We start from the raw sequence: 17,597 nt of genomic DNA, 5'->3' as shown, positions 1-17,597 counted from the left end.
ATGCCGAACCTTCCTCGCCAGCAAATCATCTTGATCGCCGTCCTGCTCGCCGCGACGGTCGGCCTGCTGTCGATCGCCTATTTCCTGTTCCTTCGCACGCCGATGATCCCGGCGTACCAGAATATCCGGCAAAGCGATGCGTCGGCGATCGTCGCCGAACTGGACAAGGCGGGAATTCCATTCCGCCTCGAAAATGAAGGCCATGACGTCCTTGTCCCCGAGGATCGCGCATCCGAAGCGCGTGTTGCGGTCGCAGGATCCAATGTGGCGATGGGGGGTACTGTCGGGTTCGAACTGTTCGACAATTCGGATATGGGGCTCACCGAATTCGCCCAGAAGATCAATTTCCAGCGCGCGATGCAGGGCGAACTGGCACGCACCATCATGACGATGCAGGGTGTCGAGTTTGCGCGGGTTCACCTCGCCCTGCCCGAACGATCGATCTTCCGCGCAAGCCAAGGCGATCCGACGGCGGCCGTCACGGTACAGATGATCGCGGAGCGGCCGCTGACGCCGCAGCGTATCGAGGGAATCCAGCGGCTGGTGGCGTCGGCAGTGCCGGGATTGGCGCAGACTGCCGTGTCGGTTCTGGATGAAAATGGCGATCTGGTCAGCCCGACTCCCGCGGGTGACAACGGCTATGGCGCACCGCTCGACGAACGATCGGCACTGGGCCAATATTATGCCGCCAAGGCATCCGACGCGATCCGCGATACCGCGCCGGGAACCCGTTTCGAGGTAACGGTCAACGTCCGGCGGCCGTTGCAGCCGGAGGGCGCCGACGGCACCGAAACCGGCCGCGGATTGCCCGACCGCGACACGATGATTCTCGATGTGTCGATTCGGACGGCGGCGGTCCTGGCGAGCGATGCCGAAGAGCGAATCCGCGCCGCAGTCTCCGACAACCTCAGGCTGGATCCTGCACATGGCGACACGTTGAAATTTACCGTTGGCCCGATCGGCATGGCCTTCCAGCAAGCCGACCTGCCGCAGCCCGTGGCTCCGCCCGCTCCCGACATTCGCCGCGATCCGGCCGGTTCCGCTTCGACCTGGCCGTTCGGGACCAGTTGGCGCCCTTGGGCCTTGCTGGTCGCTCTCCTTGCGATATTCGCGCTCGCCGTGCGCCCGCGGCGCCGGCTGGACGATGCACAGACTCAGTCCTTTGCCGAACATCTGAAGTCGACCGCAGCCGATCGCGAGGGCCGCGATGCAAGCTGAATCGATCGACCTCGACACGCTGCTGACGCAGTTCGGCAAGCTTGGCCGCCGGGACCGCAAGGCGGTGCTGGCGCGGTTGGCACCCGCCGAGCGCGATCGGGTCGAAGCCGTCATCGCGGCACAAGGTGAAGCCCGGCAGCAAGAAGCGGAACGGATCCGGCGCGCGGGACGCCAATTTGCGGGCTATTCGCCCTGGCTTGCCGAACTGCTGCAACAGGCCTGCGCGAACGATGGCGAAACAGAATTGCATCTGAGCGATGCGGCGCGGCGCGCGATCGTCGATGCCCACCGCGCGCTTCTCGACGACGATGAGGCCGAGCCGCACGGATTCGCCGCCCAGCTGCGCGCTTGGGGCGCTATGATCCTATCGCCGCAGACGGTAAGAAATCCATGACGCTCATCAAGGGCAATAGCGCCATTGCGAAGCGCGCCGCAGCCTTTCGATCCCCGTCGGTCGCGGCCGAGGTCGCGTCCGCTCGTCATCAGGTCGCGATCCAGAACGACATCACCGCAGAGGCCGAAGACAAGCAGGGCGCGCAAGTCCGGGCGTTGATCGACCAGGTCGAGGCGCTGGAAGCGGCGCTACGCACGGCGCAAGACCAAAATGAAATCGACCGTGCGGAGGCTTTCGAGCAAGGGCGCGAGGAAGGGCTCGCGGCGGCGGAGACGCGCGAGCATGAGCGCATCGCGGTTCTGCAAGGCGCGGTAACCGAGGCGCTGGCGACATTGGAACGAAAGGTCGATCAAGAGCGCGACCTTGCAATCGACATCGCGCGCGCGGCGCTGGACCGCGTCGTTGCCGACCCGGCGCTGTATCACGGACTGGTTGCGGAAACGGCAAGACGCCATGCGGCGGGTTTGCAACGCGGCAGCATTGTCGGATTGCGCGTCAGCCCCATAGACTTCCCCGACGCCGATGCCCTCGCGGCGCTGCCGCAACTCGGTACCCACGCAAAAGTCGAAGCCGATCCCGCACTGGAGGCGGGCGCCTGTATCTTCGACCTCTCGCTCGGGTCGTTCGACGTCTCCATCCCGCGGCAATTGGCAGCCATCGAAGGCGCGCTCGAACAAACCTATCGCAAGGCTGTGTCGGCATGACCCGCCATCACCCCGCGATCGACCTGATCCGGCGCACCGAACTCGGGGCGTTCACGGGGCAGGTTTCGTCGATCGCACAAAATGGCCTCGAAGCGCTCGGTCCGCTTTGTTCGGTGGGCGAATTTTGCTCCATCGCCACCGAGGACCGTGGAAATATGCTGGCGCAGGTTGTCTCGGTCGACGATCGCCGGATTCGTTTACTGCCGCTGGGCCCAACCGATGGGATCCAGATCGGCGCGGAAGTCGTTCGCGCGATCGAACGCAGCCGGCTGAGAGGGGGCGATGCCTTCGCCGGCCGCGCGGTCGATGCGTTCGGTGAGCCGATCGATGGCAAAGGCCCGCTCGCGCTCGCAGCGCACGAACCCGCCAGCGACACAAGGCCCGGCAAGCTTGATCGCACGATCGTTGCCGAACGCGTTTCGACGGGTATCCGCGCCGTCGACGGCTTGATCCCGATTGCCAAGGGCCAACGGATCGGGGTCTTTGCAGCAAGCGGCGTCGGCAAGACGACGCTGGTCGAACAGATGTCCGGCCGTGTCGATTGCGACCATTGCCTATTATGCCTGATCGGCGAACGTGGCCGCGAGGTCGAGCGACTGTGGCGCATGCATCTGGAAGGCGAAGGCGGTAATCGCTTTACCTTGGTCGCGGCGACGTCCGACGAAAGCGCCACCGCACGGGTGCGGGCGCTGGACCAGGCGCTGGCCATTGCGGAGGAGTGGCGCGCGGCGGGGCGCCACGTCGTATTGTTCGTCGATTCGGTCACCCGCCTCGCGATGGCACTACGCGAAATCGGCTTGGCAGCGGGCGAACCGCCGACGCTGCGTTCCTATACGCCCAATGTTTTTGCGGCGATGCCCCATTATGTCGAACGGTGCGGCGCTGACCGGCGCGCCGGTCAAATCACCGCCATTTTCACCGTCTTGGCCGAGTCGGACGATGTCGATGATCCGATCGTCGAGTTGATGAAGTCACTACTCGACGGCCATATCATATTGTCACGCCGCCTCGCCGAAAAAGGGCATTTCCCACCGATCGACATCGGCGCGAGTGTCAGTCGTGTTGCCGACCAGGTGATGCCCGCGGCCGCGCTCGATGCGGCGCGAAGCGTTCGCCAATATTTCGCCGAGCATGACGATGCGCGCCCGATGATCGAAAGCGGCATCTATCGCGCAGGAAGTAGCGCCGATATCGATCGCGCTATCCGATTGCAGCCGCATATTGCCGAGTTCCTCCGCCAGGAGGCAGACGTGGTCGCATCACTCCCGGACACCGATGACATGATGCGCCGGATTCGGGCCATGGTCCAATGATCCGCCACCGTTCCCCGGCGCACTTCGGCCGGCTGGCCATGCTCCAGGATCTCGCCGCGCTCGAACGACGGCGTGCGCTCGAAAACGCCTGTGCCTTGACCGATCGCCGAACGACCGAGGCAGGCGAACTGGCACAGGCCCTTTCGACCGCCGAAATTGCGCTGGAGCAGGTTTACGCCGAAGACCGGCTCTGCCTCGACAGGTTGAGGCTGGCGGCCTGGATTGTCGGAGACAATGAGCGGGCGTTGACTCGCGGCACGGCGGCGCTCGAAGAAGCGAAATCGGACGAGCATGAGGCCGGATCGGAATGGATGGCAGCGCGCCACCGTACCGAATGGTTCGCCGACCAGGCCCGCCTGTCGCACAAGAAAGAAGCCGATAGGCTCGACGAAGCGGCCGAGAGCGAAGCCCGGTCCCTGCGGCTCGCGATGCGGGAAAGCCTGGCGTGAAAGTTTCAGCAAATCTTCCATCGGGCACGAAGCCCGCGAGCCGGTCCCTCCCGGCCTCTCTCCAACAGCCAAAGGGCCGTAATGGCGGTTTTGCCGAATTGCTCCGCGGCGCGAACGGGCATCGCGCGGCGGATTTCCGAGTGCCCAATCTGGTGGTCGGAGCTGGCAATAGCCGGTTCGAAGTCGAGACAAAAATCGGCGACGACGCGATACGTTTCGACGCACGTCCGATCGTTGCGCCGACCGGCGGCACGAAATCGGCAGGCGGTACCGACGCAGGTATCGAGCCTTCGCCGATCGCAAAGATCACCGAAGCCAGCGTGCCGACCTATGCCGAACTGGCGAAGCTGGTCGCGCATCTGGCCCAGAACTTGCCAGCCATCGCGGAACATTTGACGGCGAGGTCCGGCCCGGCTGCGATCGCCGAAACCGCCTCTGCCCGGCCCAGCGGTGCGCCCCTCCCTACCGGAATGCCGGCAGCGGCCCCGCCCGCGCCGGGCGGCCGCGAGCCGCTCCCGCTGATCACCAAATTGACCGAAGCGATCGCCGCGAAGCCAACCGCTGCGCCGCCGCCTTTACAAACCAGCACGCTCGCGGCGCGCGTGACGGCACTGCCGCGTGAAATTGTCATTATGCTGCGCGGGGTGACTTTGTCGGCGGAGGAACGCGAAACACTGGCCGATACCGTGCAGCGTGAACTCGCTCCGCTTCGGCTGAACGAAAGGACGATCCGGATCATGGGCGCTGGGGGGACCGTCTAGATGCAAGCCGTCAACCCCGTCGGGCCCACCCCTTCGCCGTCGCCATCGGGCAATGGTGCCACCAATTCGAAGGCAACCGATGCTTTTGGCCTGAGCTTTGACGCGCTGCTGAAAATCGTCCTGACCCAGTTGACCTATCAGGACCCGTTGAAGCCGATGGACAATTTCCAGTTCGTCTCCCAGCTGGCCCAATTTTCGCAGATCCAGCAAGGGCAGCAGTTGATCGACGGGATGAACACGCTGGTTTCTGCGCAAACCACCGGACAGGCCGCGAGCCTGCTCGGAAAGCGCGTGGACTTTCAGTCGCGCGAGGGGACGCTGAGCGGCAAGGTGAAGGCGGTCGCCTTTGTGAACGGGGCCGCCACGCTAACGATCGAAACCACGCAGGGCGTCACGATCAGCGAATTGCCGCTGGCCAATGTCAGCCAAATCAGGGAGGCAAACTGATGTTCGGTTCAATCTATATCGGGTTGAGTGGGTTGAGTGCCTATTCCAAGGGCCTGCAGGCCGTCAGCAACAATGTGAGCAACATGAACACGCTCGGGTACAAGGCGAGCGACGTGACGTTTGCCGATGTGTTCGGCCGACAGAGCCAAGGCGGGTTGGACTATAGCAACGCGTTCGAGAACGGCGGGCACGGCGTGACCATCAGCGAGCGCTCGATCAACTTCAAACAGGGCGAGATTCGTCAGACCGACCGCGATCTCGACCTGGCAATCGACGGCAATGGTTTCCTGACCCTGATCGACGGCGACTCCAATTTCTATACCCGCACCGGCAGCTTCGAGATTGACGACGACGGCTATATCGTCCTGCAGGGCACCGAATACCGGCTGGCGGTTCTCGACAGCTCGGGCCGCCCGACGGCGGTTAATATCGACACGAGCCGGACCGATCCGCCGGTCGTGACGGATCGGATCACTTTTTCGGACAATCTTTCGCGTACCGCCACGACCCACACCATCCCCGATGTCAAAGTCTATGACGCGCGCGGGAACGAGTCCCGCTGGACGATCAATTTCTCACGTACCGAAACCGTGTTCGACAAGTGGACGGTGAAGGTGACAGACGCCACGGGCCGCGAAATTGGTAGCAAGGAGCTGAAATTCGTAGGCGAGAACGTCGCGGACGATACCAAGGAATTGCTGTTCGCAGACAGCACCACCGGGCTGTCGATCACCTTCGATTTTTCGAAGAATGTGAAATCCTTCTCGACCGGGACGGTGTCGTCCTTGAGCGCCGCCAAAGTCGCGGGTCACGCAACGGGGTCGATCGCCACCGTCAAGGTCAACGAAAAGGGCGAGATCGAAATTGCCTATACCAACAAGGAAAAGAAGCAACTCGGCGCGATCGCAGTTGCCGATTTCCGCGACCCGCAAGCGCTCGAGCAGCGCAGCCGCTCCCTGTTCGTCTATACCGGGCTGGGACAGCGCCAATATCTTCCCGCCGAAGATACGCGGGTCGGTACGATCAAGGGCGGTCGCCTGGAAGCGAGCAACGTCGATCTGGGCGCGCAGTTCGGCGACCTCATCCTTATCCAGCGCGGATTCCAGGCCTCGTCACAGATCATCAGCGTGACCAATGATATGATCCAGCAGCTGTTCGGTATCAGAGGCCAAGGATGAAGGCTGGCCGCCCCTGGATTCCCACGACGGCACTACGCGAAAGCCGTGTGGCCCAGCCGTTCGCTGCAGTTGTTGGAGCATGGGCGGAAACTTGGTTCGCCACGGCTGGCTGGCGTCCGGCCGACGCTTTCGATGCGGGCGTTTCGCTCGACTGGTCGGTAATATGTGACGAAGGATCGTTCCAGTTACAGGCCAAGCCGAAGGCCTTGCTGGAACTCGCCTTTGCCGCGCTGGGCGAAAAGCCTCGGCAAGGCCTGACCGATACCGATTTGCGGTTCCTGCGCCGGCTGGGCAGTCGCATTGTCGACGATCTGGCCCGGGGTGTCGGCGCGATAGCGCCTTCGGGATCCGCGGCGGCCGATGGACCCGCACAGCCCATATGGCGATTGACGATCGGACGCGGCCAACAAGCGTGGCTCGCGATAGCGCTAAGCCAGGTGACGCTCACCGCGGTAGCGCGCGCGAGTTTCCTCTCCGTAGCGGCGAAGTCACCACTGACATCCATACGCGAGGCACTCGACGATGTGCCGGTACCGCTTTCCGGGCGCATCGGATCGGCAAGGCTTGCTGTCGAGCAGATCGGCTCGTTGGAAGTCGGGGATTTGCTATTGCTCGATGAAAGCATCGGCGCGCCGCTTCACCTGGCTGTCGCCGGCCGGCTCAGCAATCTTTGTTTTAAAATCGACGAGGGCGGCGATCGCTTGGCCCTAACCATGCAGGAATGACGAATGCCGAGTAAGGACAAGAATGACATGCCTGATGCTGTGGCAGACAGCGGCAATCGCAAGCGGCTCGTCGATCATGTCGAGGTGATCTGCGAGGCGATCCTGGGCAGTGGCAGCATCACGATCGGGCAGCTCGACAAGCTGGCGCCCGGCGAGACGCTGGTGCTCGATAGCTCGCCCGCCGATCCGGCAGAGATTCGTGTCAATGGCAAGGTCATCGCACGCGGCGAGGTCGTAACCGTGGACGACCGGTTCGCGATCCGCCTGACCGAAATCGGCTGACGCGCCGAACCCATGTCGATTTCGTTTCTACTGACGACTGCCCGTGCTGCGCATGCCTTTGGCGAGAAGGCCGAGCCGGTCATTCCCTGGGCGCGGATTGTCATCGCCTTTCTGATTTGCATCGCCTTTGCCGTCGGCGCGATATTGTGGCTGCGGGCGCGGCAAGGATTGCCGAACAATGTTCGCAAGCTGTTCGACCAGTTCGGGCAAGGTGCGCAAGCCGGTTATTCGGAGCCGTTGGAGATCGAGCGCCGGTTGCGTGTTTCCGCCACCGGCCAACTCATCATCCTGCGCTGCGGCCAGCGACGTTACCTGGTCCATACCGGCCCGCAAGGCGCGCAGAATCTCGATCGTCTGGACGACGCTCCGATAGTTGGCGAACCCGCCCCATGAAAAGGGTGCTCCTCCTCCTTTCCGCAATGGGTTTGGCGTTGGTAGCGATGCCTGCGCTAGCGGCGACGACGCCGGGCGTCGAGACCGAAGTAACGCGCACCGCACTCCTGCTCACTTTGCTTGCCGTCATCCCGGCGCTCATCGTCAGCACGACCAGTTTCTTGCGTATCGTGATCGTCCTCGCCATGGTTCGGCACGCGTTCGGCATGCCGCAGACCCCGCCCAATGTCGTGCTGACCAGCCTGGCGCTCTTCATGAGCCTTTTTCTGATGGGTCCGACACTCGACCAGGTCAACAAGGACGGGCTTCAACCCTATCTTGAGGGCCGCGCAACCACCCAGCAGGCGATGGAAGGCGCCTCGGCGCCGCTCAGGGAATTCATGCTGGCGCATACGCGGGAAAGCGACATCGAGATGATCTATGTCGTCGCGCGAACACCGTTGCCCGAGCGCGCCGAAGACATTTCGATGCTGAAGCTGATCCCCGCCTTCATGCTCAACGAACTGCGCGTGGCTTTCACGATCGGGTTCGTCGTCTTGCTCCCCTTCCTGCTCATCGATCTGGTCGTATCGAGCATCCTGCTCGCGCTGGGCATGATGATGGTGCCGCCCGCGACCATATCGCTCCCGATCAAAGTGTTGATGTTCGTATTGATCGACGGCTGGAGCCTGATCATGCAGGGGCTTTTGGGAAGCTTTTCGTGACCAGGACGGCGGCGAGCAAAGGATTGGCCCTGCTCGTCGACGAAGAGCGCGCGGTTGCCGCATTGTGGCGCAATCATTTGGAAGCCGGATCGGCGAAGACCAGGCTCGCGCTGTTCCGGCATTATCAAAACTATGCCCGCCGCCTGGCCGCGGACCATGCTCGCCGCATGCCGAATCTGGGATTGGATCGGGGCGATTTCGACCAGCTTTCGGTGGAAGCCCTGCTTCATTCCATCGACCGGTTCACGCCTGAACTCGGTACGCGTTTCGAATCTTTTACCCGGTTGCGGATCAAAGGGCATATCCGCAACGCCCTGATCAAAGCCAGTGAAGCGAGCGCCCAATATAGCTATCGCCGCCGCGTCGAGCGCGACCGGTTGCGATCGCTACGCGACCAAGATGAAAGCGGGGCCGTCAAGTCGATCGACGGGCTGGCGGCAATGGCCGCCAAGATTGCCATAGGTCTGATTCTGGAAGATGAGGCGAAGGTCGAGCCCGACGATCTGCCCGCCAGCGAACCATCGGCCTATGACACGCTCGCATGGCGCCAGCTCTGCGGCGAGCTCGGTCGACGCCTCGACCATTTGCCCGACAAGGAAGCTTTCGTGATTGAGCAACATTATCGTCAAGGCCTGCAGTTTCAACAGATTGCAATCCTCATGGGGTTGAGCAAAGGTCGAATATCGCAATTGCACGCTGCAGGGCTGGAACGGCTCCGCAAGCAGATGTCACGGATTGGCTGAGAGGGAGCGGCAGAATGGCAGACGCGTTGGCAAGCGATGCAGAAATTGCGGACCTGATCCAGGCGATCGAGAGCATCGACCGCGGCGACGACGATCATGTCGGCGCGATGATCCGGCGTTATCCCGATGATCCGCGTTTGCATTTCATGCAGGGGTCGATCTTCGCCGGAAAAGGACGCGCGATCGAAGCACATAAGGCGATGAGCCGCGCGCTCGAACTCGCGCCGGCCTTTGCCCTTGCCCGTTACCAACTCGGCTTTTTCGAAATGACGTCGGGTGAACCCGACCGTGCCTTGTCGACCTGGGGGCCCTTGCTTGCTGCACCGCGTGACAATTATTTGCGCGTGTTCGTCGAAGGCATGACGCACTTGATCCGCGACGAATTTGTCGAGGCGATCTCGCGGTTCGAGGCGGGCATCGCGCTCAACAACGAAAACCCGCCGATGAACAACGACATCCATTTGTTGATCGCCGAATGCCGGAAGCTGCTCGAACGCAACGAGGGCAATGGCGATGACGAAATGTCGGCGACGAGCTTGCTGCTGAATCGCTTCGGCGGCAGCGGCACGCTGCAATAGGCGCCGCAGCCTTGGTGATGATCGGAAATGTCGACCAGGTCATGGCCCTGGTCCGGAACCAACTGGAACGGATGAACCGCGACAAGCGGGTCGGATCAACCAGCAAGTCGAGCCGCGGTGGGCAAACGCGCGCAACCGACAAGAGCCGGCTACAAGCCCTGTCGAATCTGTCCGACCTGCCCGATGGCGAGTTCGAACGCCTGCTGGTCGGAGCCCTGCTGTCACGTGAGTTCGGCGAAGAAGTCGCGCAGGATTCCCGTTTTCAATCGGTCGTCGACCGGACCTGGCAGATTATGCGCGACGATCCAGAGCTGCTTGCCGCGATACAGGAGGTACGACGCGGTTTGCAGAGTGCTCGCGAACGCTAAATCGGGAGCGTGGCGGCGGCTAGGGTCAGGACCCTAGAGCGCCATACCGACGAGCAGCTCAGCCAAGGTTTTGCCGTCGGGGGTCAAAGGCTGGCTGGCGGCGATATCGAAAATCCGTTGTGCCCTGTCGTTGTCGCCGTCTGCCGCCGCGATGATCATCGCAGCCAGCGCCGCCGAAAAGGACTCGCGATCGAGCCGCAGCGCAATTTCCAGCCGTCGCCTGGCCGTCTCAAAGTCGCCTGCAAAGGCGTCGAGCGCAGCCAGCGAGCCATGTGCTTCGCCGAAATTATCGTCCTTTTCCAAGGCCGTTTCAAAGCGTGACCGCGCCGTCTCGGCATCCCCGGCAAGCAGGTGGGCCCAGCCCGCGGCCAGCCAGCTGCCAAGATGGTCGCCAAATTGTTCGGCGCCGCGATCGAGGAAAGGCAGTGCAGCATGGCTATTGCCGCTCGCCAGCTCCACAAGGCCGAAACCGACACTAGCCCGTGGGTTTTCCGGTCTGGTTTCGAGCGAGCGCGCGAAGAGCGTGCGGGCTTCGTCGATGTGCTGCTCGCCGAGTTCCAGCGTGCCGAGCGTCGAGAGCGCATCGGGGTGCTCGCCCCCCTTTTCGGCGCAGCGCCGCGCGAGGTCGGCGCGGTCGATGTCCATCGCCAGGACAGATGCCGCTGCGGCCAGCGGTGCATAGTCAGGAAAGCGCGCGAGATAGTCGTCCAGCTTTTCTTCGGCCGCGTCGAATTCGCCGAGATGATGATGTATCTGCAGGTCGAGCATCGCCGCTTGCGGCAATCCACCCTCGCCCACGTCGCCGAGCGTATCGCGCGCCGCCGCATGGTCTCCCGCCAGTGCCTGGCTCCAGGAAAGATTGAAGCGGACCGCCTGATTGTCGGGATGATCGGATAACAGCCGCGCGAAGTGCCGCTGCGCCACGACCTGGTCGCCGGAACGCATCGACGCGATGCCGGCGATGTTGCGGCTGCCGTCGTCGAGGCTATCCGAAGCGGCGAACGGTTCGAGAATTTTGCGGGCCAGTTCGGCACGATCGGCCCCCAGTGCGGCCTCGGCGCAGTCGGCCGCCAGCCGAAGATTGCCGGGATCCTGTTCCAGGAAACCGAGCAATTGTTCGAGCCGCACCTCTGCTTCACTTTTTGTCATGGTCATGGGCCGATCCCTGTCGTCTGTTTCAGCTGGCCGAAGCAGGTTCGAGTTTAATGACGTCGAACGAGCTTAGCGAGACGCGAAGCGGAATTTCTTCCACCGATATCACCGAAAGTTGCGGCATTGTGCGCTGGGTGAGACGTGCCATCGTCCGGCGTAGCGGCCCCGCGCACAGGAGCACGGGTGCACGGCCCTGCCGGATCATCCGGTCGACGAGCGGCGCCAATCCTTTCAACAATTGCTCGGCGAGCCTCGGATCGATCCCGAGCAGATTATGGGTGCCGGCCGCCCCCACCTCGGCGATTATGCGGTTCTCGGCACGCGGATCGAGGCTGAGGACGGCGAGGTCCTCGTGATGCCCCCGCAACCCGTTACAAATCGCAACGCTGAGTTTCTGCCGCAACCGTTCGACCAGTTCGGCGGGGTCGCGCTCGCCGCGCCCCACGTCGACCAGCGTTTCCAGAATGAGGTCGATGTTGGCGATCGAGACGCGTTCCTGAAGGAGCATCTGCAGTACGCGCTGGACGTCCGAAACCGTCATCACATTGGGGATCAGTTCTTCGACCAGCCCCGGCTGCCGCTCGCGGACCTGATCGAGCAGTTCGACCGTTTGAGCGCGGGTCAACAGCGCCGGCATTTCCGCTTTGATGATCTCCGAAAAATGCGTGATAAACACCGTTTCGGCATCGACAACACTATAACCGGCATCGCGCGCGCCGGCGACCTGCCCTTCCTCGATCCATGTTCCCGCTATGCCAAAGGCGGGGTCACGGCCGTTGATCCCTGGCAAGCTTGGCGCATCGGGGTTCGATCGCAGCGCCAATTGGCGGTCGGGGAAAATCTGCCCGCTGCCGTGTGCGACGCCCTGGATCGCGATTTCATAATCGAGACCGCCGATTTCCGTCGACCCGCTGAACCGCACCGCCGGATGGGCTATCCCGAATACCCGCTCGTGCCCCGCCCGCCCGGCCGCGATCCGGTCGAGAAGAAGATCTTGACGCAACTCCCAGCGGTCCATCAACTCGGCGCCGAGGCGAATTTCAATCGCCGGAGGCAGGCGCCCTATCGCCGAGGCCGCACCATCGTCCTCGTCGCCCTTTTGGACCGCTGCCTTTTCCAGACGCCGGATCCGCATCCAGGCGTAAAAGCCGGCCATACCGACGATCGCGATCGGCCATTTCGGCATGCCCGGCAGAAGCATCAACGTCAGCAAGATGCCCGTCACGATTAACGGGATGCGCGGAACCGACGACAATTGGCTGAAGATTTCCGTACTGAGTTGACGGTCCGCCGAAGACCGCGTGACAATGATACCGGTCGCGATGGAAATGATGAGCGCGGGCAACTGGGTCGCGATACCGTCGCCGATTGTCAGCAAAGTGAAGCGCTGCAGCGATTCCTGCCAGCTCATCCCCATCGTCACGATACCGACGATGAAGCCGGCGATGATGTTAATGAGAAGGATGATGATCCCGGCGACCGCGTCACCCTTCACAAATTTGCTCGCGCCATCCATCGCACCATAGAAGGAGGCTTCGCGTTCCAGTTCCTCGCGCCGCGCCTGCGCTTGATGCTGGTCGATGAGACCCAGGTTGAGGTCGGCATCGATACTCATCTGCTGACCCGGCATGGAATCGAGCGTGAAGCGCGCCGCGACTTCGGATACCCGCTGCGCTCCCGAAGTGACGACGACAAACTGGACGACGACAAGGATCGTAAAGACGACGAGCCCAATGACGAAATTGCCCTGCACCGCATAAGAGCCGATCGAACCGATCACGTCGCCAGCATCGGCTCCCGTCAAGATCAGGCGGGTTGCCGCAACGTTCAGCGACAGGCGGAAAAGAGTGGTGACGAGCAACAACGAAGGGAAAGTGGAAAATTCGACCGGTTTGCCGACATAAAAAGTCAGCAACAATATTGTGAAAGCCAAGCCGAAATTCAGGATGATCGCAAAATCCAGCATCGCCGGCGGGATGGGCGAGAAGAGTATGAGGATGATGATCAAGGTGCCAAAAACGAGCACGAGGTCCTTGTTGCGTTGGAAGATACCCTTGAACATCTTTGTAACCTTAAGCTGTCGTCGGCGACGCGATGTCCGCCTGGGCAAAGGAGCGATAAATGGCGGCCACTGAATGGAAATGATGCGGCTGAATGGGCTGCCCGGAGGCGCAATCGGCGTAGAGTTGCCGTGCCAGTCCGACATTGGGAATGATCGGGATGCCCAGGAGGCGGGCTTTTCGTTTCATCAATTGTGCGAAATGGCCCTGCCCCTTTGCCCGCACTTCGGGTGCGCTCATCGTCTGCGGATCATAGCGCAGCGCGACGGCATAGTGATCGGGATTGACGATCAGCATGTCCGATCCCGCAACATTGCCTAGCCCTTCGGTTTGCGCGCGCATCTGTGCATGAATATCTCGCCGCTTCTGTTTGAAACGCGGTTCGCCTTCGCGGTCCTTGGTTTCACGGGTCAGCTCGCGGCGGCTCATCCGCATCTGCTTTTGATATTCACGGCGAACGAGCAGTTGGTCGATGATCATGAAAAAGAATGCGAGCGCGATGAAGACGAACAAGAGCCGCATGACGCTCGATTCCATCGCGACGGCCAGACGCCCGGCATCCGACATGGTCGGGCCGAACTTGTCCACGGCGGCCGAAATGACGAGCCATGCCGCCACCGAATAGACGACCATCTTGAGGATATTCTTCAGCGTTTCCTTCAGCATCCGGATCGAAAAAAGCCGTTTCAAACCCTTCGCGGGATTGAGGCGCTGGAAATCGGGTTTGAGCGGTTGGGCGGTAAAGAAGAAGCCGCGCAGCTGGATCAGATCGAGAGTGACGAGGATGATCAATATGGCGACGCCCAGGGCCAGGAGCGGCTGCAGCGCGAGCCAGAAGAGCGATTGTGCCAGATTCACAGCCTCCGCGGGCCCCTTTGCCGTCGCGACACCGCCGAGAAAGGACTGGCGTAACGTCGCCGCAAGCTGAGAAAAATAGGCATGTCCGCCAATCAGCGCCACCGCGGTCACGGCTAGAAGGCTGCCAACGAACCCGAGGTCCATTCCGCGCGCGACTTGCCCCTTTTCGCGCGCCTTGCGGAGCTTGAAGGGCGTCGCCTCTTCGGTCTTGTTCTGCTCTTGCCCTTCGCTCACCCGACGTTCCACCAACTGGTCGGCGCGGTGACGGCGAGCCGCAATATCCGGAGAAAAAGTGCGCCAGCCAACGCGATAGCCAACGGCAAAGTGACGAGAAGCAGCATCGCCTTGACCTGGAAGCCAAGCAACAAGACGTTCATCTGCGGCAAGGTGCGCGAAAGAAAGGCGATAACGATATCGGCAAGGAAAATGGCCAGCATCGCAGCACCGACGAGGCCGATGGCGAGGATGAACACCGTGCCGATATAGGATCCGAGCGCCGCCATGTCGGGGGTCAGGACACCATAGCCGACGGGCAATGTTTCCACCGAAGCAACCCATAGCGCGAGCAGGTCATATTGCGCACCGGTCGTGAAAAAGAGGGCTGCCGCGCCATAGACCAGAACGGTGCCCGCCAGCGGCATTTCTGCGCGTGTGGTCGGGTCGGCCAATGTCGCGAGACCATATCCGGCCTGGAAATCGAGAACGCCCCCCGCCCATAGGATCGCGCCAAAAGCGAGCTGCAATGCAAGGGCGATCGAGACGCCGATCGCCAGCTCCCCCGCCATCAGGCCGATGAAATTCTGTCCCGCCAGACGGTCCGCGGTCAGTGCCGGCCGCGCATCGACAAGCCAAAGCGAAAGGCCGACCGCGATCAACACGCGAACGGTGACAGGAATGCGCATGAGAGAAAAAGGCTGGGCAAAGGCGAGCGCGGGCGCGAGCCGCAACGACACCAATAGAGACGCCTCTAGCGAATCGACCCAAGCCCCCATAAAACAAGGGTATTGAACCTCGCAGCCGGGCGGTCAAGCGGTCACTTTCAGCTGCAATTATGCGGTGCTCAGCATGTCGAGCGCGGCATCGATCGCACCGGGCGCGGCAGGTATCCAACCATAATCGTCGTCGCGATCCTGAACGCGGCGGATCGTGGCACCAATCGACGGCGTCACGCGGCCACAAGCGCAGGGGCGATAGTCGACCAAGAGATGATCGGCGGTCACGAGGCCGCCCCAGGCGCTGGCAAAAGCGAGGTCGAGGAAAGCGCCGCGCCCTTCCTGAACCCCTTCGCGCGGCCGCGGTTTCCAGCCGCCTGCAGGATCGAGCACCCACATGACGACCCACGGCGGCACGTGGAAACGCCCGGCCGGGCATTTGAGATAACCGGTGTTCATCTCGCTTGCGCCATAGCCCTCGACCGCGAACGAGGGGCCCAGGAAGCGGTCGAGTATGGTTTCATATTCGGGCGGCGCGTTAAGGCCTTTCAGTCCGCCGACAGTGATATGCGCCGAACCGCGCGCGAAGTTACCGCCGACGCCGCGTTGCAGGCCCGCCGCCGCGATGGCGGCGAGTCCGTGCGGACTGCCCATCATCATCACCCTCCGTCCAGCGAGCCGATCCGCGACCGTGTCGAGCATGCGGTCCTGATAGGTGGCGAAGTGGAACTGACGATGCTCAGCCTCGGCCAGTTTTTCGGCGACATGCGGCGACGGCGGCGGCATGTCGAGCCGCCCTTGCGAGCGTGCGAGCCGCGCGCGGACGACGTAGAGTTCGTAATCGGCGCCCAGATCGTCGTCGAACAGCGCAGTGAAGTCGGCGCGCGACTTCGCACTCATGATCCGCGCGCCATCGGCCATCTTCTGCTGCGCCGAGCGTCCGCCTGCGGCGCCGGGCCAGAGGATGTGATACCACATCTCGTCCTCGACCATCCCGTTCGCCCGCATCAGGTCGACGAACCCGACGCGGTTGCGCGTGTGGCGCTGCACCGCATCGTCCATCGCGCGCCCGATCAGGGACAGCCGCCCCGTCGTGCCGGTGCTGTGCGCGACATCGAGCCCGCGCTCGCGCTCGAGCCAATCGAGCCAGGCGTCGATGGTCGCGAAAGACGGCGCATCGGCGAGGCCGAGGTCGACAGTGGTGAACGCCTGAAGCCAGCGGCTCATCTGCGGGAAATCGAGCGCGTTCAGCCAGGCGGGGTCGTAGCTTTTGTAGATCGAGTGCGGGAAGAAGAGCTTCGGCGCATCGTCGAGCGCGATGTCAGCGGAGAGGCCCTGCGCATCGGCGAGCGCGGCGAGCGGCGGAATGGCGGGGAGGAACTGGGTGAGCCGGTAGGCGAGCGCCTGCTGCTGGAGCGGCTCGGCCTCGGCGGGCGACAGCGCGTGCATCGCGGCGCCATCGTTGGAGAAATAGGCGATGGGGTCGTCGACGAAATGGGGCGTCATCATGCGGCAACCTCAGCTGTTGGGTGTGCGCCAGCGAATGACAGAAAACTGCGTAACTTCACGCTGGAAACGCGGGCATCGACGGCGCTGCCCATGGGGCGACTTTACAATCGCGGCGTATCGTAACGGCCCGAACGTCGTGAAGATCGTCCACCGCGCGGATCGGCCAATGCGAAGACGGCGGTTGCCGAAAAAGCCGCGGAAGGGGCGCCGAAATATGTCTTTGGGGGCTCCGGGCGCGGCGGAGGCGACGAACATCCGATGCAACCTGTCCTGAAGGTGAAGGGGCGGGTGAAGATGGGCATGATAGGAGAGACGGCGCGGCATGCGGAAAGGCTAACGCGGCGCGATTTTGTAGGACAGCGGTTTTTGAGAATGGGCGATCATCTAGGGGGGGCGCCTGTTACCATAACACCTAAGCACGCTCCTTACTAAAGACCACGACCTCCTCACCAACCCCAGTTCCACCAATTGCAACACATGGTTTTCTTTTGCATTTATCCGATATCGATGGGAAATTGTATATAGATTCATCTATATTCATCTCAAGATCATTAGATTTATCGAAAGGTATATATCTTTGTAAAAACAAATTTCCAATTTCGCTTTTACCCAATCCTATCAACTTAACGGATGATGCCCTTTCCTCATTATATGATTCATAATTTCCATCTACACAATTATCACGTTCGCAGAATTTAAATATCCCCTCACCTCTGATATCTATGGAGTAATTTAGATCTGAAGATACCCAACGCCCAACAAGACTTACATCCCGCATGTCGCTACATCCTGTCAAAGCGATTGATACCAAGATAACAACTCTCATCCC

General features: G+C 61.9%; 21 protein-coding genes. 15 read left to right on the top strand and 6 right to left on the bottom strand.

Annotated elements, in window-relative coordinates:
* The 15 genes from fliF to AC07NV_RS21805 are packed head-to-tail and all read left to right on the top strand — an operon-like array spanning position 1 to position 10,257.
* Positions 1-1,218: a flagellar basal-body MS-ring/collar protein FliF gene (fliF, locus tag AC07NV_RS21875; protein ID WP_495168498.1), complete on the top strand. Its 1,218-nt coding sequence runs from the start codon at positions 1-3 to the stop codon at positions 1,216-1,218.
* Entirely contained in the window at positions 1,208-1,612 is a 405-nt protein-coding gene (locus AC07NV_RS21870; RefSeq protein ID WP_495168497.1) for a hypothetical protein, read from the top strand. Before fliF ends, AC07NV_RS21870 begins: the two co-directional genes overlap by 11 nt.
* Positions 1,609-2,316, top strand: a complete 708-nt coding sequence (locus AC07NV_RS21865; protein WP_495168496.1) for a FliH/SctL family protein — start codon at positions 1,609-1,611, stop codon at positions 2,314-2,316. Before AC07NV_RS21870 ends, AC07NV_RS21865 begins: the two co-directional genes overlap by 4 nt.
* On the top strand, positions 2,313-3,629 hold the full coding sequence (locus AC07NV_RS21860; RefSeq protein WP_495168495.1) for a FliI/YscN family ATPase: 1,317 nt from the start codon (positions 2,313-2,315) through the stop codon (positions 3,627-3,629). Before AC07NV_RS21865 ends, AC07NV_RS21860 begins: the two co-directional genes overlap by 4 nt.
* Positions 3,626-4,078 carry a hypothetical protein gene (locus AC07NV_RS21855; RefSeq protein WP_495168494.1) on the top strand — a complete coding sequence of 151 codons (453 nt, stop codon included), beginning with the start codon at positions 3,626-3,628 and terminating at the stop codon, positions 4,076-4,078. Before AC07NV_RS21860 ends, AC07NV_RS21855 begins: the two co-directional genes overlap by 4 nt.
* Positions 4,075-4,839, top strand: coding sequence for a hypothetical protein (locus AC07NV_RS21850; protein ID WP_495168493.1), 765 nt, complete (start codon positions 4,075-4,077; stop codon positions 4,837-4,839). Before AC07NV_RS21855 ends, AC07NV_RS21850 begins: the two co-directional genes overlap by 4 nt.
* A complete protein-coding gene (locus AC07NV_RS21845; RefSeq protein ID WP_495168492.1) occupies positions 4,840-5,286 on the top strand; it encodes a flagellar hook assembly protein FlgD in 447 nt (148 codons plus the stop codon). It abuts the gene before it with no gap.
* Entirely contained in the window at positions 5,286-6,464 is a 1,179-nt protein-coding gene (flgF, locus tag AC07NV_RS21840) for a flagellar basal-body rod protein FlgF (RefSeq protein ID WP_495168491.1), read from the top strand. The genes AC07NV_RS21845 and flgF overlap by 1 nt, the downstream gene beginning before the upstream one ends.
* The gene (locus AC07NV_RS21835) at positions 6,461-7,189 is read left to right on the top strand and encodes a FliM/FliN family flagellar motor switch protein (RefSeq protein WP_495168490.1); all 729 of its coding nucleotides are present in this window, start codon (positions 6,461-6,463) and stop codon (positions 7,187-7,189) included. The genes flgF and AC07NV_RS21835 overlap by 4 nt, the downstream gene beginning before the upstream one ends.
* A 27-nt stretch (positions 7,190-7,216) precedes the next feature.
* Positions 7,217-7,471: a FliM/FliN family flagellar motor switch protein gene (locus tag AC07NV_RS21830; RefSeq protein WP_495168489.1), complete on the top strand. Its 255-nt coding sequence runs from the start codon at positions 7,217-7,219 to the stop codon at positions 7,469-7,471.
* Between the two features lie 12 nt (positions 7,472-7,483).
* Positions 7,484-7,864: a hypothetical protein gene (locus tag AC07NV_RS21825; protein ID WP_495168488.1), complete on the top strand. Its 381-nt coding sequence runs from the start codon at positions 7,484-7,486 to the stop codon at positions 7,862-7,864.
* Between the two features lie 26 nt (positions 7,865-7,890).
* The gene (gene fliP / locus AC07NV_RS21820) at positions 7,891-8,568 is read left to right on the top strand and encodes a flagellar type III secretion system pore protein FliP (protein ID WP_495168487.1); all 678 of its coding nucleotides are present in this window, start codon (positions 7,891-7,893) and stop codon (positions 8,566-8,568) included.
* Positions 8,565-9,311, top strand: a complete 747-nt coding sequence (locus tag AC07NV_RS21815; protein WP_495168486.1) for a sigma-70 family RNA polymerase sigma factor — start codon at positions 8,565-8,567, stop codon at positions 9,309-9,311. The genes fliP and AC07NV_RS21815 overlap by 4 nt, the downstream gene beginning before the upstream one ends.
* A 14-nt stretch (positions 9,312-9,325) precedes the next feature.
* Positions 9,326-9,889: a tetratricopeptide repeat protein gene (locus AC07NV_RS21810; RefSeq protein WP_495168485.1), complete on the top strand. Its 564-nt coding sequence runs from the start codon at positions 9,326-9,328 to the stop codon at positions 9,887-9,889.
* An 11-nt stretch (positions 9,890-9,900) separates the two neighbouring features.
* The gene (locus tag AC07NV_RS21805) at positions 9,901-10,257 is read left to right on the top strand and encodes a hypothetical protein (RefSeq protein ID WP_495168484.1); all 357 of its coding nucleotides are present in this window, start codon (positions 9,901-9,903) and stop codon (positions 10,255-10,257) included.
* A 33-nt stretch (positions 10,258-10,290) separates the two neighbouring features.
* On the opposite strand, the gene AC07NV_RS21800 is transcribed toward AC07NV_RS21805, so the two are convergent.
* The 6 genes from AC07NV_RS21800 to AC07NV_RS21775 all read right to left on the bottom strand — a co-directional run bounded on the left by AC07NV_RS21800 (position 10,291) and on the right by AC07NV_RS21775 (position 17,594).
* The gene (locus tag AC07NV_RS21800; protein WP_495168483.1) at positions 10,291-11,412 is read right to left on the bottom strand and encodes a tetratricopeptide repeat protein; all 1,122 of its coding nucleotides are present in this window, start codon (positions 11,410-11,412) and stop codon (positions 10,291-10,293) included.
* A 22-nt stretch (positions 11,413-11,434) separates the two neighbouring features.
* Complete coding sequence (locus AC07NV_RS21795) at positions 11,435-13,471, bottom strand: flagellar biosynthesis protein FlhA (RefSeq protein ID WP_495168482.1); 2,037 nt, start codon at positions 13,469-13,471, stop codon at positions 11,435-11,437.
* A gap of 10 nt (positions 13,472-13,481) precedes the next feature.
* Positions 13,482-14,561, bottom strand: a complete 1,080-nt coding sequence (locus AC07NV_RS21790) for an EscU/YscU/HrcU family type III secretion system export apparatus switch protein (RefSeq protein WP_495168481.1) — start codon at positions 14,559-14,561, stop codon at positions 13,482-13,484.
* Positions 14,558-15,280: a flagellar biosynthetic protein FliR gene (locus AC07NV_RS21785; protein WP_495168480.1), complete on the bottom strand. Its 723-nt coding sequence runs from the start codon at positions 15,278-15,280 to the stop codon at positions 14,558-14,560. Before AC07NV_RS21785 ends, AC07NV_RS21790 begins: the two co-directional genes overlap by 4 nt.
* Positions 15,281-15,376: 96 nt before the next feature.
* Positions 15,377-16,768 (bottom strand): hypothetical protein, encoded by a 1,392-nt coding sequence (locus AC07NV_RS21780; RefSeq protein ID WP_495168479.1) that lies wholly within the window; start codon positions 16,766-16,768, stop codon positions 15,377-15,379.
* A 412-nt stretch (positions 16,769-17,180) separates the two neighbouring features.
* Positions 17,181-17,594: a hypothetical protein gene (locus AC07NV_RS21775; RefSeq protein ID WP_495168478.1), complete on the bottom strand. Its 414-nt coding sequence runs from the start codon at positions 17,592-17,594 to the stop codon at positions 17,181-17,183.
* Positions 17,595-17,597 lie beyond the last annotated feature (3 nt).

The organism is Sphingopyxis sp. GW821-FHT10B01, from assembly GCF_059415685.1.
The sequence above is the reverse complement of the archived record's forward strand: the minus strand, read 5'-3'. Positions and strand labels throughout refer to the sequence as shown.

Coding starts and splice junctions, on each gene's coding strand:
- fliF (WP_495168498.1), top strand. CDS start 1: ATGCCGAACCTTCCTCGCCAGCAAATCATCTTGATCGCCGTCCTGCTC.
- AC07NV_RS21870 (WP_495168497.1), top strand. CDS start 1,208: ATGCAAGCTGAATCGATCGACCTCGACACGCTGCTGACGCAGTTCGGC.
- AC07NV_RS21865 (WP_495168496.1), top strand. CDS start 1,609: ATGACGCTCATCAAGGGCAATAGCGCCATTGCGAAGCGCGCCGCAGCC.
- AC07NV_RS21860 (WP_495168495.1), top strand. CDS start 2,313: ATGACCCGCCATCACCCCGCGATCGACCTGATCCGGCGCACCGAACTC.
- AC07NV_RS21855 (WP_495168494.1), top strand. CDS start 3,626: ATGATCCGCCACCGTTCCCCGGCGCACTTCGGCCGGCTGGCCATGCTC.
- AC07NV_RS21845 (WP_495168492.1), top strand. CDS start 4,840: ATGCAAGCCGTCAACCCCGTCGGGCCCACCCCTTCGCCGTCGCCATCG.
- flgF (WP_495168491.1), top strand. CDS start 5,286: ATGTTCGGTTCAATCTATATCGGGTTGAGTGGGTTGAGTGCCTATTCC.
- AC07NV_RS21835 (WP_495168490.1), top strand. CDS start 6,461: ATGAAGGCTGGCCGCCCCTGGATTCCCACGACGGCACTACGCGAAAGC.
- AC07NV_RS21830 (WP_495168489.1), top strand. CDS start 7,217: ATGCCTGATGCTGTGGCAGACAGCGGCAATCGCAAGCGGCTCGTCGAT.
- AC07NV_RS21825 (WP_495168488.1), top strand. CDS start 7,484: ATGTCGATTTCGTTTCTACTGACGACTGCCCGTGCTGCGCATGCCTTT.
- fliP (WP_495168487.1), top strand. CDS start 7,891: ATGGGTTTGGCGTTGGTAGCGATGCCTGCGCTAGCGGCGACGACGCCG.
- AC07NV_RS21810 (WP_495168485.1), top strand. CDS start 9,326: ATGGCAGACGCGTTGGCAAGCGATGCAGAAATTGCGGACCTGATCCAG.
- AC07NV_RS21800 (WP_495168483.1), bottom strand. CDS start 11,412: ATGACCATGACAAAAAGTGAAGCAGAGGTGCGGCTCGAACAATTGCTC.
- AC07NV_RS21795 (WP_495168482.1), bottom strand. CDS start 13,471: ATGTTCAAGGGTATCTTCCAACGCAACAAGGACCTCGTGCTCGTTTTT.
- AC07NV_RS21780 (WP_495168479.1), bottom strand. CDS start 16,768: ATGATGACGCCCCATTTCGTCGACGACCCCATCGCCTATTTCTCCAAC.
- AC07NV_RS21775 (WP_495168478.1), bottom strand. CDS start 17,594: ATGAGAGTTGTTATCTTGGTATCAATCGCTTTGACAGGATGTAGCGAC.